The organism is Paenibacillus sp. FSL L8-0644 (assembly GCF_038008165.1).
GTDB classification, from domain to species: domain Bacteria; phylum Bacillota; class Bacilli; order Paenibacillales; family Paenibacillaceae; genus Paenibacillus; species Paenibacillus polymyxa_D.
This window is the reverse complement of the sequence record NZ_JBBOYN010000001.1, coordinates 2557784-2575806: the sequence shown is the minus strand read 5'-3', so window position 1 is coordinate 2575806 and position 18023 is coordinate 2557784. Positions and strand designations below refer to the sequence as shown.

The window sequence follows — 18023 nt, the reverse complement described above, 5'->3', positions numbered from 1 at the left end:
TGCTTTAACAGCTGCTGCGTTTCAGCTTCGGTCCATTCTACCGTCAGCACTTCGCTGTCTGCATTCAAAGAGCCCTCATAGGCAAAATCCTTAGGCAGCGGCGCCGCTTCGGCTTTGGCCTGTTCCAGCTGCTTCCAATAAACTTCATCCGAGGCAGCCTCAGGGCGGTTGGCGTAAGACGACAACTCCCGTGCCCATGCTTGGAAGGAATCCGTTTTATACGGCAATCGTACAGGCTCGCCTTTGATCGCTTGCTCGTAGCCTGTCGAGAAATCTTCGAACAGAATCCGCCACGACACTCCGTCCACCACCAAGTGGTGAATGGCGATTAGCAGATGGTCGCCTTCGGCTGTGCGGAACCATCCGAGTTTGACTAAAGGTCCTGCGGACAGGTCCATGCTGCTTTGAATTTCCGTTACCTTCGCTTCCAGCGCTTCTGCATAAGTTTCCTGTTCACGGTAATCCACCGTTTCCAGCGTATACAGCATGCCTTCCTCTACAGGGCGTGTCCAAGCCGTATAACCTGCGGGAGCCTGATGGAAAACCGTACGAAGCGCATCATGATGCTTCACAAGGTGATCCATGACTTGCCGAACCACTGCCTCGTTAAAGCCCTCAGCGCGATAGAGCATGACCGCTTGATTAAAGTGCTGCGGACGCTCGCGCTCCTGCGCAAAGAACCAATGCTGGATCGGTAGCAACGCGGTTTCCCCGCTCACTTCTCCTTGATCTGCCATACGGCTGACCTCATGCATATGCGGTGCCAGTGTTGCAACCGTTGGATACTGGAACAAATCCTTCATGTCCAGCTTATAACCGGCCTGGAACGTACGCGATGCGATTTGGATGGCTTTGATGGAATCGCCGCCTAGATCAAAGAAATTGTCCAAAATACCGACTGTCTGCAGCCCCAGTACCGACTGCCAGACCGCTACCAGTGCGCGTTCTTGCGCCGTACGCGGCTCTGCATAATCAGCTCCAGTTTGCAGGCTGCCTTCCGGTGCCGGCAAGGCCTTGCGGTCAATTTTGCCATTTGGACTCAGCGGCATCTGCTCCAGCTGTACAAAGTACGATGGCACCATGTAGCTTGGCAGCTCCCGGCCTAGCTCACTTCTCAGCTCGCTGGCACCGATCTCTTGCCCAGCGACATAGTAGGCCACCATTTGTTTTTGTCCCGTTTCATCCGCACGAGCCATGACGACGGCTTCGCGTACCGATTCCACTTGGAGCAGCTGCGATTCCACCTCGCCCAGCTCAATCCGGTAGCCCCGGATTTTCACCTGATGGTCGATCCGGCCCAGATATTCAATGTTGCCGTCCGGCATCCATCTCGCCAAATCGCCGGTGCGATACATCCGTTCATACCCGGCTTCCCCTCCGGCAAACGGGTCTTTCACAAATTTCTCGGCCGTCAGCTCTGGACGGTTCAGATAACCTCGGGCTACGCCGACACCGCCGATACACAGCTCACCCGCAACCCCAATCGGCTGCATTTGTTCCGTGCCTTCCTTCACAATGTATAGACGAATATTCTGAATCGGTTTCCCGATGGGAATCACCGCATATTCCTCATCCGGCTCGCAATCGAAGTACGATACGTCCACCGTCGCTTCGGTTGGTCCATACAGGTTGATCAGCTTCGCTCCGGTCAGGCTCGACACGAGTCGTTGGAACCGGGCCACATGCTGTGGCGGTAAAGCTTCACCACTGACAAAGACATGGCGCAGCGTGCCCAGCTTCGCTTGCATCACTTCCCGAGGCTGCTGCTCCACGTACTCCAGAAACGCATGCAGCATAGCGGGTACAAAGTGCATCGTGGTTACGCCATCGCGGGCAATCGTGTCCACGATCTCTTCCGGGTTCTTTTCCCCGCCCACGGACAACAGGCTTACCTTCGAGCCGACCATTGACCACCAGAACAGCTCCCACACCGACACGTCGAACGTGAAGGCGGTCTTTTGCAGGATCGTATCCTCCGCACTCAAGCCGTAACGATCATGCATCCACAAAATCCGGTTCAGCACGGAATGATGCTCCACCATCACGCCCTTCGGTTTTCCTGTGGAGCCGGAGGTATAGATGACATAGGCTACATGATGCGGCCCCGCCAGAGGCTCCAGATTCGAGCCATCTTCGTGATAGATGTTCTCGCGGTCCAGTACCAGCACCTGGCCGTTGAAACTCAGCGATGTTTGCTCCGCCAGATGCGCTTGCGTCAGCACCAGCTTCGCGCCCGAGTCCTCCAGCATAAAGCGGATGCGGTCGGCCGGATATTCCGGATCGATTGGCACATAGGCTCCGCCTGCCTTGAGGATCGCGTAGATGCCTACGATCATCTCCAGCGAACGGCGGACCAGAATACCGACTGGTTGATCCGGTTCAACACCTTCCGCACGCAGCGTCCGAGCCAAACGGTTCGCTCGCTCATTCAACTCAGCGTAGGTCAACGATTCCGCTCCACACAGCACTGCCACCTGATCCGGCGTGTTCGCTGCCTGCTGCTCGAACAACGCACTTAGCGTCTGATCCTGCGGATAGGCTACCGCCGTATCGCCCCAGACCTGAACGATCTGTGCCTGTTCTTCCGCTGTCACCAATGCCAGCTCATTCACACAGATATGCGGGTTGTCTACGATTTGCCTGATGACATGGTCGATATGACCCTGGATACGCTCCATTGCAGACCGGTTATACACCAGCGCATTGTATTCAAGTAGGATAGAGATATCTTCGTCAGGCACGACAATCAGGTTGAAATCGTAGTTGGTTTGCTCTGTAAGTGCCACATTGGCAATCGAGAAGCCGGTTTGTGCCTTGGTCTCACCGGAGCCGCCCATCTGCTTCATCTGCTGCCCAATCGGGTAGTTTTCAAAGACCATGATGTGATTGATCAGGTCTTGTTTTTGTTCAGTCCGTGCCTGAATATCGTAGAGCGGAAACGTATCATAGACACTGGAGGCCAAAGCCTGTTCCTGTGTGCGCTGCAATACTTCAGCAAATGTAGCATTCCGTTCACTTTGAATCCGAACCGGTATGGTATTGATAAACAATCCAATCATGTTCTCCACACCTGGAATGTCTGCCGGACGACCGGATACCACACCACCAAACACAACATCCTGATTATTATTGTATTGCTGTAAAATAACGCCCCACACACTTTGCAGCAAGGTGTTAATCGTGACATGTTGTTGCTTGGCTATTTGCTTTAATGCGGCACTCCGTTCTTTACCCAACATAAATGGCAGCTTTTCCGAAACATAGCCAGAATTTGAACTTCCACCACTTCCGTCTGGTTCTTCATCCCGTGCGGCTACAGAAGCTTGCGCATTCTCACCAGGCAACAAGGTTTGCTGCTCAAAGCCTGCCAAATAGTCACTCCAATAACGGGTCGCTTCCTGTGCATCCTGATCTTGCAACCATTCGATATAGTCACTATACGGCTTGACAGGTTCGAGCTCTGGCTGCTTGTTCTCCAGCAAGGCAAAATATGCACCAAATACTTCGTCCGTCATCAGGGACAGGCACCAGCCGTCCATCACAATATGATGGAAGCTCCATACAAAACGGTATGAGCGATCACCCGTGCGGAAGACAGCTACACGCATGAGCGCATCCTTGCTTAAATCAAAGCCTCGAGCTTTGTCCTGGGCCACAAATTCAGCTACAGCCTGTTCACACCCTCTGACATCCTCATAAAAGAAGCTCGGATTTTTATGACGATAGACAATCTGCAACGGTTGACCATGCCAGCCACTATAGAAATTCGTCCGTAATATAGCATGCCGGCTCACCAGCAGCTTCAAGCTTTCCTCGAATAGGGAAGGCTCCAAGTGGCCCTCCAGATCAAAGGTCGCCTGCTCAAAATACACGCCTGTTTCTGCATTCATCAAACTGTGGAACAGCATACCCTTTTGCATGGGGGTTAACGGATATACATTTTCCAATTCCCCAACCGTCTGGGTCTGCTCCTTAATCGTATCTAATTGCTCCAGGGTCAGACCTTTGAACAGTACATCACTTGGAGTTAATTCGATCCGATCTCGTGTGACACAATGCTCGATAATCTCAAGCAGATTGGATTTCAACAGATTAGCCAGCATTTGGACGGTGTCCTTACGGAAGGCTTTGCTGTTATACCGAATGTCCAGTTCCAGGATGCCGTTCGTTACGATCCCGCTCACATCGAGCGCATATTTCATCTTCGTCCGGTCACTAACGACCGATCCCATCGAGTAAGGAGACATACGAATATCGCTGTTTTGCAAGTCCTGATCCAGCTGTCCGAGATAGTTAAAGCTCACTTGTGGCTCGGCAAAAGCTTGATGTTGACCAAGATGCAGTGCATCTGCTTGCTGAGCCATGGCTTGGCCGGATTCACTCAAATATCTCCAGATTCCGTAGCCCATTCCTTGATTCGGAATATGACGCAGACTTTCTTTTACCTGTTTGATGCATCCCGACAAAGCCTGATCACGACCGATGTCTAGCCATACCGGATATGGTCTCGTAAACCAGCCTACCGTACGAGAAATGTCCGTATCCGGCAAAATGTTCTCACGTCCGTGTCCCTCTAAATGAATCAGACTGCGTTCATGACCCGTCCACGTATACAGCGTCATGCCCAAAGCCGTCAGAAGCAGATCGTTCATTTCCGTGTTATACGCACGGTGTGCTTGCTTCAATAATCTTTCTGTCTCTTCTTCCGTAAGCTGGAAGGCCACTGTATCCGTGTCAGCTAAGGTAAATGTTTCGGCCTGCGCTTGATCCTCAGGCAAACGTACTTGGTCAGCCAAAGCAGCTGCGTTCCATTGTTCCCAGTAGGCGTGTTCACTGTCCATGGCTGCGCTATTCGCATACTCGGAAAGTTTTTGTGACCAGGAACGGAATGAATCCGTTTTGTCCGGCAGCTGAAGCACTTTCTGATGAACGGCCTGTTCATAGGCAGTAGCCAAATCCTCAAACAAGATACGCCAGGATACCCCGTCCACGACCAAATGGTGAATCGCCATCAGGAGATGATCGCCATCTACACAGTGGAACAAACCTGCTTTAAACAGCGGCCCTTCATGCAGTTGGATACTCCTTTGAATTTCACTGGCTTTCGCCTCAATGGCTGCGCTGAGCGTGGCTTTATCCGTCAAGTTCGTAAAGTCCACCACATCCAGATGATACAGCTCACCTTCCTGTATTCCGCGATTCCATGCTTGATAGCCTTGCTCGGTCTTGCTGAACACCATTCGCAAAGCATCATGATGCTTTGTCAGCTTGCCAAGCGCCTGACGCAGAGCAGACTCGTCAAAACCCTGCTCCCGGTGCAGTATCACCGCCTGATTAAAGTGATGCACGTCTACTTGCTCCTGCGCAAAGAACTCGTGCTGGATCGGAAGCAACGCCGTTTCTCCGCTTACTTCTCCCTGATCTGCCCTACGACTGACCTCGTGCATATGCGGTGCCAGGGTTGCGACGATGGGATAGCGGAACAAATCCTTCATGTCCAGCTTGTAGCCGGCCTGGAACGCACGGGACACAATCTGAATCGCCTTGATCGAATCGCCACCCAGATCAAAGAAATTGTCCAACATACCGACGGTTGGCACGCCCAGGACGGACTGCCAGACCGCTACAAGCGCTCGTTCCGGTGCAGTGCGTGGCTCTACATAATCCGCACCGCTGTGCAGATTGCCTTCCGGTGCTGGCAGGGACTTGCGGTCGATTTTACCGTTCGGTGTCAGCGGCATCTGCTCCAACCAGATGAAATACGACGGCATCATATAGCTTGGCAGTTCTTGTCCCAGCTCATGTCTCAGCTCACCGGCTCCCAGTTCTTGACTCGCCACATAGTACGCCACGAGCTGTGTTTGACCCGTTTCGTCCCCACGAGCCATGATGACCGCTTCTTGCACCGACTCCACCTGCAACAGCTGCGATTCGATCTCGCCCAGTTCGATTCGGTAGCCCCGAATTTTCACCTGATGGTCCATCCGCCCCAAATATTCAATGTTGCCGTCCGGCATCCATCTTGCCAAATCGCCTGTACGATACATCCGCTCATGGCCTGCCTTGCCACCAGCAAACGGATTATTTACAAATTTCTCAGCCGTCAGTTCTTCACGTTTCCAATACCCACGGGCCAAGCCTTCCCCTGCAATACATAACTCGCCCGGCACGCCGACGGGCTGCAATTCCCCATTCGCATTCATGATATAGATTTGTGTATTCGCAATAGGACGTCCAATATTAATATGTTGAGCATGGGTCAGTTCCTGCACGGTCGACCACACCGTCGTTTCTGTAGGTCCGTACATGTTATAAATACGGGGACCGTTTATTTCTTGCAATGCTGCGAGCAGCTTGGATGGAAGTGCTTCGCCCCCAACCATAATTGCCTTCACGCTTTGCAGCGCGCGGGAACCTGCTTCATGACCCAACAGCATTTGCAGCCGAGATGGTGTCATTTGCAACATCTCAATCGAATGTTGAGTAATCAACTCACCAAGTGCCTGAGGATTCACCTGATGCTGGCTGTCGCCAAGCACAACCGTCATTCCACCCAACAGGGGGAGAATGGTTTCCAATACGAAAATATCGAATGAAATGGTCGTGAGTGACAACATGGTTTGGCTCGCTTCAAAATCAATGACTTCGCGCATCCCAGTAATAAAGTTGAGGACCGAGCGATGCTGGAGCATAACTCCTTTCGGATTTCCAGTCGAACCCGACGTATAGATGACATAAGCCAAATGTTCTGGGCGGGCAATCGTCTCCAGGTTGCTACTTTCTCCCTGATACAATGCGGCATCCTCAAGAAACAGGGTATTGGCATGGCAATGGTGTTCTTCTGCCAGTTCACGACGGGTTAGAAGCACTGCGGCCTCGCTGTCTTCCAGCATGTATGCAATACGAGAGGATGGAAATTCGGGATCAATCGGCACATAAGCACCGCCTGCTTTTAGCACGGCCAGCAGACCTACGATCATTTCCACGGAGCGCTGTACCATCAGACCGACCAGCTTGTCTGGTCCTACTCCCTGGGCTTGAAGCATTCGAGCCAATGAATTCGCCCGTTCATTCAGCTCCTGATACGTCAGACGCTGATGTCCAAACACCAATGCCACCTGATCCGGCGTACACTCCACCTGCTCCTCAAACAGCTGATGGATCGTCTGATGGGACGGAAATGCACAAGCGGTATCATTAAAGGCCGCTGTAATCTGTTGTTTTTCTGCTGCTGTGAGTAGTTCCAGCTCTTCCACCCGAACATGCGGGTTGAGCGAAATTTGCTCCAGCAAACGTGCAAAATGTCCATACAAACGCTCGATGCCTGCTTGATCAAAGCTGAGCGTGTTATACATAAAACGAATCTTGATGCCTTCACCCGGCATCACGACGACGTTCAGATCGTAGTTGGTTTCCTCTGTAGACACCACGTTTGAAATCGTAAATTTATCCTGTCCATCACTGCCCAACTGCTCTACCTGCTGCTCCACCGGATAATTTTCAAAAATCATAATATGATTGATTAAATCCTGCTTCTGTTCGGTCAGTGCTTGAATTTCATACAGCGGGAACGCATCGTAGGCATTGGAAGCCAGCGCCTGCCGCTGTGTTCGTTTCATCAGCTCGACAAAGGTTTCACCTTGTTCAGACTGCACACGCACTGGAATTGTATTGATAAATAGCCCGATCATGTGCTCCACGCCTGGAATATCTCCCGGGCGACCGGACACAACGCTGCCGAACACGACATCCGTACTGTTGTTATATTTTTGCAACAGAACGCCCCATACGGTTTGAATTAGCGTATTGATCGTCACCTGATTTTGTTTTGCCATCCGTTCGATCTGCGCAACCAACTCTGGCTGGAATTCGCAATCCAGATCTTCAGCGACATATTCCCCGGTGTGCATCGATTTCGGCTGTGTTTTTTGCTGGGGAAGCGTAATTTGCTGCTCATAGTCCGCCAGATACCCACGCCAGTATTGCAAGGCTGCCTCACGGTCTTGACGTTCCAGCCATTCAATAAATCGACTGAACGGCGTGACAGGCTCTAGTGCTGGCTCATGACCCGCGCGCAGTGCCAGATAGCTACCAAATACCTCCTGTGTCATAAAGGACAAACACCAGCCATCCATCAAAATGTGATGGAAGCTCCAAACAAAGTGATACGTTTCATCCCCCGTTTGCAAAATGGAGACACGAATGAGTGCATTCTCTGCGAGATTGAATCCTTTCGCTTTGTCCTCGATGGCAAAAGCTTCAACACGAGCTTCTCGTTCCTCTTTTTCTAGTCCGCGCAAGTCTTCATAATATATTTGTCCGCTACGGTTGCGGAAGACGACCTGTACAGGCTCATCCTTCCATGAACTGATAAAGTTCGTCCGCAATGCCTCATGACGCTGCACGAGCAGATCAAAGCTTTTACCAAAAGCAACCACATCAAAACGACCGTTCAACTCAAAGGTGGCCTGTTCAAAATAAGCTGCCGAATTTTCATCCATCAGACTGAAGAAGAGCATGCCCTTTTGCATCGGCGTCAAAGCATACACATTTTCCAGCTCACCCATATCTTGCGTATCCTTCACCAATTGCTCCAGCTCATCCAGTGTTACATGGTTTAACAGGACATCACTTGGGGTCAGCACCGTTCTTTCTTGAGCGACACAATGATGAATCACCTCACGCAAGCCGGATGCCAGCAGCTCTCCAAGTCGTGCAATCGTCTCATGACGGAATTGCGTTGTACCGTAGCGAATCGTGAAAATCAGTTCTCCATCCTCGATGACTCCATTGATATCCAGTGCAAAATCCATAGCCGCATTCGTGCTGACAGGCACACCGATGGAATAGGAGGAAGGCTCCAGATCATTGCCTTTATAATCCTGATCGAATTGGCCCAAATAGTTAAAACTGATCTCAGGCTGAGCCTTTAACTGCACGCCTGCTTTCTCCAGCACATTCGTATCCGACAGGTATCGTAAAATACCATAGCCGATGCCTTTCTGCGGAATATGACGCAGCCCTTCCTTGACCCGTTTGATCAGACGAGCCGTATTCCCCCCTTGTCCCAGACTTCCATCCAGTACAACCGGGAACTGGCTCGTAAACCAACCGACTGTCCGCGTAATATCCACATCCGGTACAATAGCTTCCCGTCCATGGCCCTCCAGGTTGACCAGCACCCGTTCAGAACCAGACCAGTCATATACGGCTTTTCCGAGCGCAGCCAGCAGCAGGTCATTCATTTCCGTGTTGTATGCGCGATGAGCTTGTTTGAGCAACTGCTCGGTTTCCTGCTTCGTCCAGCGGACCGTCACAACCTCACTGTCCCCAAGCAGTGCATTGTCATTCGCAAAATCCTTCGGCAAAGGCTTCGCAAGACTGGCTTCTGCTTGTTCGATATGCTGCCAGTAAGCAAGCTCCCGCTCCATCGTCGCGCTATTCGCATAGGCCGACAGCTGCTCGGCCCATACCTGGAATGAATCTGTTTTATGCGGCAGCCGAATAGCTGTGCCTGTTTTACCTGCAACAGCCTGCTCATAACCGGATGCCAAATCCTCCAGCAAAATACGCCACGATACGCCGTCCACAACCAAATGATGAATGACGATTAGCAAATGGTCGCCCTCAGCGCAGTGGAACAGACCGAGCTTCACCAGCGGCCCCTCGCTCAAATGAATGCTGGCTTGAATTTCACTCGCCTTAGCTTCTACAGCGGTGGATTCGTCTTCAACTCCACTAAAATCTACAATGTCCAGCGTGTATAGCTCGCCTTCCTCTACACTGCGGTTCCAAGCTGCATAGCCTTGCTCCATCTCACGGAATACCGTGCGCAATGCGTCATGATGCTGGACAATACGGTCCATTGTACGGCGTAGCGCGTTGACGTCAAAGCGCCCAGCTCGGTACAGCATCATCGCCTGATTGCTGTGGTGCAGATCAGCAGGCTGCTGCTCGAAGAACCATCGCTGAATGGGTGTCAGATCTACCTTGCCTACTGCTTCTTCCTGACTGGCCATCTTACCATCTGTACGAAGCAAAGGACTGAGCGCCGCTACCGTCGGATTGCTGAAGAGATCCTTCATGTTCAATCGATAGCCTGCTTGCAGCAAGCGGGACGATACTTGCAGTGCTTTGATCGAATCGCCGCCCAGTTCAAAGAAGTTATCCTGCGTGCCTACCGCTTCCACGCCGAGTACTCCGGCCCACACTGCAGCCAGTACTTGCTCTGCCGTAGTACGTGGTGCCACATAGGCTGCACCCGTATGGATGCTTCCCTCCGGTTCCGGCAAGGCCTTGCGATCGATTTTGCCGTTGCTGGTCAGCGGAATCGTCTCCAGTCGCATCAAGCGTGCTGGCACCATGTGCGCTGGTAACCCGGATTCCAGTTCTGCTTGTACTTCCTCGATCCGCAGCTCAGCTTCTCCCGTGATGTACCCGCACAAGTACTTGTGTCCACGCTCATCCGTCCGGTCGATGACTACGGCTTGACGCACACCCGGTACCCGCTGGATCGCCGTTTCAATCTCGCCCAGCTCAATCCGGTAGCCCCGGATTTTGACCTGGTAGTCCATCCGACCGATAAAGTCCACATTGCCGTCTGGCATCCACCGCGCCAGGTCACCTGTGCGGTACAATCGTTCACCGGCTACATACGGATTCGCCACGAATTTCTCGGCCGTCAGGTCTGGGCGGTTCAGGTATCCACGTGCCACTCCAGCACCGCCAATGCACAGCTCGCCCAGTACGCCGATCGGCACCGGATTCAGCTGGCTGTCCACGATGTAGAAGCGTGCGTTCAGCCATGCCTGACCAATCGGCACACTGCCGCTACTTGGCAGCTTTGACAGTTCTTCGTCGTAGAAGCTGGAGTCAATCGCCGCTTCCGTGACGCCATAGCTGTTCATAATGCGAATATCTGCGCCAAACCGTTCTTGCAGCACCCGATAATCCGTCACGCTGCAGCTATCCGAGCTGGTGATCAGCAGTTCCAGACTGCTCATGTCAAGGCCCTGTTCATGCACATGCTGCATAAACGGTACGATTAAAGCCGGTGTGGATTCGAACACCGTAATCTGATAATCGTGAATCCAGCCATACAGACGGCTTGGATCAATGCGGTCGTCTTTCGGGCAGATGACCATCGTGCCACCGTTATAGAGCGCCCGCGCGATATCGCCGACGAACACGTCGAAGGAGAAGCTTGCCAGTTGCAGCAGCCGTACCGGGAACTGGTTCAAACGGTAATCCCGTCGGTATGCCACAGCTGTGTTTACCAAACTGTGATGCTCGATCATGACACCCTTCGGACGTCCCGTTGTACCGGACGTGTAGATCACATATGCCAGATCCTGCGGCTCGTTGATAGGTTCCACATCCGTGGCATCTCCGGTGTACAACGACTCATCGTCCAGCGCCAATACAGTACGCAGACGCAGCCCTGTTGCCGGTTCGGATGCTTCTTCGTTGTCAGAACTCGAATCTAATTTAAAACTTACGCCTTCACTCAGGCTGCCTCTTTCCATCGTTTCAGCGCCAGCCGCTATTTCCAACTCGCCCTCAGACTGCCCACCGGCCAAGACCTGTCGGCTCTCCTCCAGCCATGCTTGCGCGCGTTCCTGCAAACCTGTTTGCGTAAGCAGCACCGTAGCGCCGCTGTCCTCGAGCATAAAGCGGATACGTTCGGATGGATAATCTGCATCCAGTGGCACGTATGCACCGCCGGCCTTCCATACCGCCAGTACGCCGACCATCATGTCCACCGATCGCTCGCTCAAAATACCAACAATGGATTCACGCCCAATGCCTTCATTCCGCAATCTACGAGCAAGTTGATTCCCACGCTCGTTCAGCTCGCGGTACGTAAGCTGCCGCTCCTCGTATACCACTGCCACATGATCCGGCACAAGCTGCGCTTGTTCTTCCACATAGACGTGGAACAACCCTTCTGATTGCTTTTCATCACTCCATGCAGCTACGCCCACGGATCCAAAACCATCGATGATTTTTGCTTTTTCCGCAGCAGTCACCAGCTCAAGTTCATCTACCAGCGCATCTGGTCGGTTAATCGCTTCTTCAATCATATGCAGCAAATGCTCGCGGATTTGCTCTACAGCTGTGCGTTCCAATACTCGCGCATTGTACTCCAAATGGACATGAATTTCATCGCCCGGCACAACCGTAATGTTGAAATCATAGTTCGTTTGCTCCGACACGGAAGCATTTGCAATCGTAAAGCCATTCGTGCCACGACTGCCCATTTGCTCCATGCGCTGTTCCACCGGGTAGTTTTCAAACACCATAATATGGTTCACCAGGTCCTGTTTCTGCTCTGTTAGGGCCTGAATTTCATACAACGGATAGGTTTCATAGGCACGGGAAGCCAGTGCCTGCTCCTGTATCTGCTTCATTAACGCAGCAAACGTCATATCTTTCTCACTGTGAACTCGTACAGGAACCGTATTAATGAACAAACCAATCATTTTATCGATGCCCGGAATATCCGCTGATCTGCCGGATACGACACTGCCAAATACAACATCCCGACTGTTGTTATACCGTTGCAGCACAACGCCCCACGCTGCTTGCAGAAGGGTATTGACCGTTACTTGCTTCTGCTTAACCAGCTTGTTCATCCGTTCCGTCACTTCGTGGCCCAGTGTAAACGAAAGCTTGTCCGCTTCATATTCTTTAGCGTGACTGTCCAGCTGTTTTACCTGCGGTAATACGGTCTGCTGCTCAAAGCCAGCAAAATAATCACTCCAGAACCGTTCAGCCTCCACGTTGTCCTGCCGATCCAGCCATTCAATGTATTCGCTGTATGATGTTACCGGGGCGAGCTCCGGCTTGCGGTCTTCGAGTATGGCAAAGTACGTATTAAATGCTTCCCCTACAACAAGGAACAAGCACCAACCGTCCATCAAAATATGATGGAAGCTCCACACAAAACGATACGACTCCTCGCCTGTACGTAAAATAGACACCCGCATCAGCTCGCCTGAGCTGAAATGAAAGCCTTCGGCTTTGTCGCGTTCAGCAAAATCAGCAATGTATGCGTCCTGCTCACCTTGTTCCATCGAACGTACATCTTCAAAACGGAACCCGGCGTGCTTGTGACGGTACACCACCTGTAAAGGCTGCTCATTCCATCCGCTATAAAAATTCGTTCTGAATATTTGATGGCGATCCACCAGCTGATTTAGGCTTTCGGCAAAAGCCTCCACTTGAAAGCTGCCTTGCAGATCAAATGTCGCCTGCTCAAAGTACGCCCCGGATTTCGGCTCCATTAAGCCGTGGAACAGAATGCCTTTTTGCATGGGTGTGAGCGAATAAATGTTTTCCAGTTCTCCCGCATTAGCCGTCTGCTCTACAATATGATCCAGCTCTCCAGCCGTCAGTCCTTGGAAGGACAAGTCGCTTGGTGTCAGCTCCGGCAACTCTTTACCCACACAGTGAGCCAATATCTCACGTAAGCCCTCCTGCAACAGATCAGCCAGCTTTTTGATTGATTTTTTCATAAACATTTTGTTGCTGTAGCTGATCGTCAGTTCCAGTGCACCGTCCGTGATCATGCCGTTGATATCCAGAGCATACCGCTTGGTCAACGTGTCACTCATGGAAGCTCCGATGGAATAAGGAGACATGCGGAAGGCATTATTCTTTAAATCCTGATCGAATTGTCCGAGATAGTTAAAGCTGATTTCTGGCTCGGCAACAAAAGCTGCTTCTCCTTCACCGCTAGCAAGATATCTCAAAATCCCGTATCCAATCCCTTTATGCGGCAAACGGCGCAGCCCTTCTTTGACGTTCTTGACACGCCGTCCTACATTCCGATCCTCGCCCATATTGAGTACAACCGGGAATTGACTGGTAAACCAACCGACTGTGCGCGTAATATCCATATCCGGCAAAATGGCTTCCCGTCCATGACCCTCCAGATTTACAAGCACCTGACGGATGCCCGCCCACTCCTGAATTGCAGTGCCCAGAGCTGTCAGCAGCAGGTCGTTTGCTTCCGTATTGTAGGCCCGATGAGCTTGTTTCAAGAATTGTTCTGTTTCTTCTACCGTCCACGCTACGGTCAGCGTCCGATCATCGCGAAGCTGTGGCTTGGCCTGAGATTTACGATTGTAATCCTTAGGCAAGGATGCCTGGCTTTTCCCTGCTTCCTCAATTTGCTCCCAATACGCACGCTCCTTCTCCAATGCTGTGCTGTTCGCATAAGCTGACAGCTGATTAGCCCAAAGGCGGAAGGAATCCGTTTTATTTGGCAAACGGACAGACTCGCCCCGTAAAGCCTGTTCATAGCCGGTTGCCAAATCCTCCAACAAAATACGCCAAGACACACCGTCAACCACAAAATGATGGATTGCTACCAACAAATGGTCTCCATCGTTGCAACGGAACAGACCCAGCTTTACCAGCGGTCCTTCATCTAGACGGATGCTGCTTTGGATTTCGTTGGCTTTGTTCTCCAGCAAATGAGCAAAGTCAGACTCCCTTGTATAATCCACCACTTCGAGGCTATACAGCTCTCCTTCTTGCACGCCTCGGTTCCATGCTTCATACCCACCGTCTGCATTCTGGCGGAATACGATGCGCAAAGCATCATGATGCTCGACAATGCTTTGCAGTGCCTGACGAAGCGCCGTTTCGTCCAGTCGATCCTCACGATGCAGCATCAGAGCCTGGTTATAGTGCTCAGGATTGGATGGCTGCTGTTCAATGAACCAGTGTTGAATCGGTGTCAATGCCACGGTTCCACTAACTTCTCCTTGATCGGAAACGCGGGTCACCCGCTGCACCCGTCCATTCAGCTCAGCAATCGTCGGATACTGGAACAACTCCCTCATTTCCAGCTTGTAACCATTTTGCAGCAGTCTTGAAGACACTTGGATGGCCTTGATCGAGTCGCCGCCCAAATGGAAAAAGTTATCCAGAACACCAATCTGTTCGATTCCCAGTACAGATTGCCATACCGATACCAATGTCCGCTCTACCTCATTACGGGCTGCTACATAATCCTCGCCGGAATCCACGCTTCCCTCCGGTTGCGGCAACGCCCGACGATCCACTTTGCCATTTGGTGTTAACGGCAATTGCTCCATCTGCACAAAATACGACGGCACCATATAACCCGGCAATTCTTGGCTCAAGGTGCTTCGCAACTCACTAGCCGCGATATCCACAAGGGTGACTACATATGCGCAGAGCTGTTTCTGTCCCTGCTCATCCTCACGTGCAATGACGACAGCTTCTTGTACCGCATCTAGCTTCAAGAGCTGCGCTTCCACCTCGCCCAGCTCAATCCGATAGCCCCGGATTTTCACCTGTGCGTCGATCCGTCCTTTGTATTCCAGCGTTCCATCCTCATTCCAGCGAACCAAATCGCCTGTACGGTAGCAGCGCTCTCCGCTACGGAACGGACTATCTACGAACTTTTCAGCCGTTAAATCAGGACGGTTCCGGTAGCCACGTGCCACCCCATCACCGCCGACGATTAGCTCACCCCATGCCCCTACAGGCTGAAGCTGCATGGAACGATCTACAACATACGCTGTGGAGTTGTGGATCGGACGCCCAATCGGCACCGCTTCTGATTGCACTCCAGCAATCGCATGAGTTGTAGAAAAAGTTGTATTTTCCGTCGGACCATAGCCGTTAATAATCCGCAGAGACGGATAAGCCTCCAGCACCCGGTTAATATGCGGTACGGACAGCACATCACCACCGACCAGCAGTTCTTCTACCCCCTCGAACAGCTCCAAGTCCTGCTGAGATAGCTGGTTAAAGAGCGGCGCAGTCAGCCACATTGTCGTGATACCATGGTTGCGCACGGCTTCCTTGAGCTTGGGAGCGTCCAAAATAACATCCTGACTCACCAGCACGAGCTGTCCACCATTCAATAGTGCACCCCAAATTTCGAAGGTGGACGCGTCAAAGACAACGGCGCCAGTTTGCAAAATGCGCGTGTCAGCACCCAGTTGCGCATAGTTTGTATGCTTTACCAAGCGCACGACATTGCGATGTTCTACCATAACCCCTTTGGGCTGTCCGGTCGTGCCCGAAGTATACATCAAATAAGCTAGTCGGTTTCCAAATTTCCATTCTTGTGTCCCAGCAGTGCTGTCTACGACAGACGAGGACGATTCCTTTAAAATCTCATTTAAAATCTCATTTTTCGGATTTGTATAATCGGCATAATCCACATGATAAGCCTCGTTTTGCTCCCCATGTACGGTATTCAAGCCTTGGTCATCCTCTGCCGCGTACACCTTAGCATCGCTCAGATCCAGTACGATTCCGGTGTATTCCTCCGGTTGCTGTTCTGCACGCTGCACCAGCAACAACTTCGCTCCCGAATCTTCCAACAGGTAACGTACACGTTCAGCCGGATAATCAGGGTCAATGGGTACATATGCACCGCCCGCTTTGAGAATCGCCAACATGCCGACGATCATATCCGTGGAACGCTCAGCAACGATACCTACAGTTTGCTCGGCGGTAACACCGTGTCCGCGCAACGTGTGAGCCAGTTGATTTGCTTTTACATTCAGTTCGCCATAAGTTAAACGGGCATTTCCAAACACAACTGCTGTCTGATTCGGTGTATGTTCAGCCTGTTCCTCAAACAACTCATGAATGCCTGCTTCGTGTGGATATTCCACCGCTGTAGCATTGAATACGTCGACGATTTGCGCCCGTTCTTCCTCACTGATCAGCGACAATTCCTGTATCCGCTTGTGTGGGCCCTGCACCATATGCTCCGCCACACTCAAAAATTGCCGAATAATTCGAGCAATTTCCTGTTCACTAAACAGCTCGGTACGATAATCCAGATACAGCACGAGTCTATCATCATCCAGCATTTCAACCATGTGAATATCGAAGTCGTTCACCGTATCTCCGCAGAAATCGTTATCCACCTGCTGAATCGCTTCATCAAACCGGGAGAAACTCAAGGTGCGGTACTGAATGGAAGCACCAAACAGACGCTGAATGTCCAGGCTGCTTTGCTGTTCACGCAAATCCTGAATAATTTTGTTGTACGGGTAACGCTGATGCCGCAAAATGGACGCCTGCTCCTTCCCTACACCTTGCAGAAAGGTCAGCAGTTCGGATTCTGGTTCGACCAACAGACGCGTAGCCACGGTGCTGACGAACATACCGATGGTATCCTTTTCCTTCTTAGACGTACGGTTGGCATAGAGTGTCCCCACGGTTAAGTCCTGCTCCCCCGTCACTTTATGCAAATAAATATACAGAGCCGCCAGGAAGAACGTGAAAATACTAATTTTATGCTCTTCGCAAAAAGCCGTAACACCACGATACAACTCATGTTCCAGTATAAAGCTCTCCCGGCGTGCAGCTGTACTCAGTGTCAGCGGGTTATATGATTTCAAACCTGTAGTCTCAGGCAAATCGGCAAACTTTTCCGTCCAGTACGTTTTGTCCTTTTGATAACGGTCTGATTGCTCATAACTTTGCTCTACCTGGATAAAATCCAGATAGGGATTGCCTTTGGTCGGCGCATCTTGGCCTGTACCATGCACAATATCCATATAATGTCCTGTGATTTCATTAATGGCCTGATTCATGGACACGCCGTCTGAAATAATATGATGCATTTTAAAATTAAACCAGGTTTCTTCTGTTCCGAGCTGCAAGATAACAAATCGGTACAGCTGCGAATCCAACAATGAGAACGGCTGTGGATTATGATGCTTTAACCATACATTCGCTTCTTCCGGGGTAACTTGGATCGTTTCTATACTTTCTGCCGTAAATGGCTCTACATATTGATATGGAATCCCATCCTGAGCAGTAATTTTGATACGAAAAGAATCATTTTGGGCAATTACCCGATTCATTGCTTGCTGCAAGGCATCTATGCGAACAGTTCCCCTGATCTTTACAGTAGCAATAATTGTTGAAGTGTTCCGATGAGGATACAAAAGCTCCGTATACCAAATACGTTGCTGTGGCTGGCTTAAGGAAAACAATTGAACATCTTGCTGTGTCAT

General features: G+C 51.3%; 1 protein-coding gene (cut by a window edge). It reads right to left on the bottom strand.

Features of this window, described 5'->3' with window-relative positions:
• Nucleotides 1–18023, bottom strand: partial view of a non-ribosomal peptide synthase/polyketide synthase gene (locus tag NSS94_RS11760; RefSeq protein ID WP_341039331.1) — the beginning only. 24301 nt of this gene lie to the left of the window's left edge; only the first 18023 of its 42324 coding nucleotides appear in the window; its start codon is at nucleotides 18021–18023; the stop codon falls past the left edge of the window.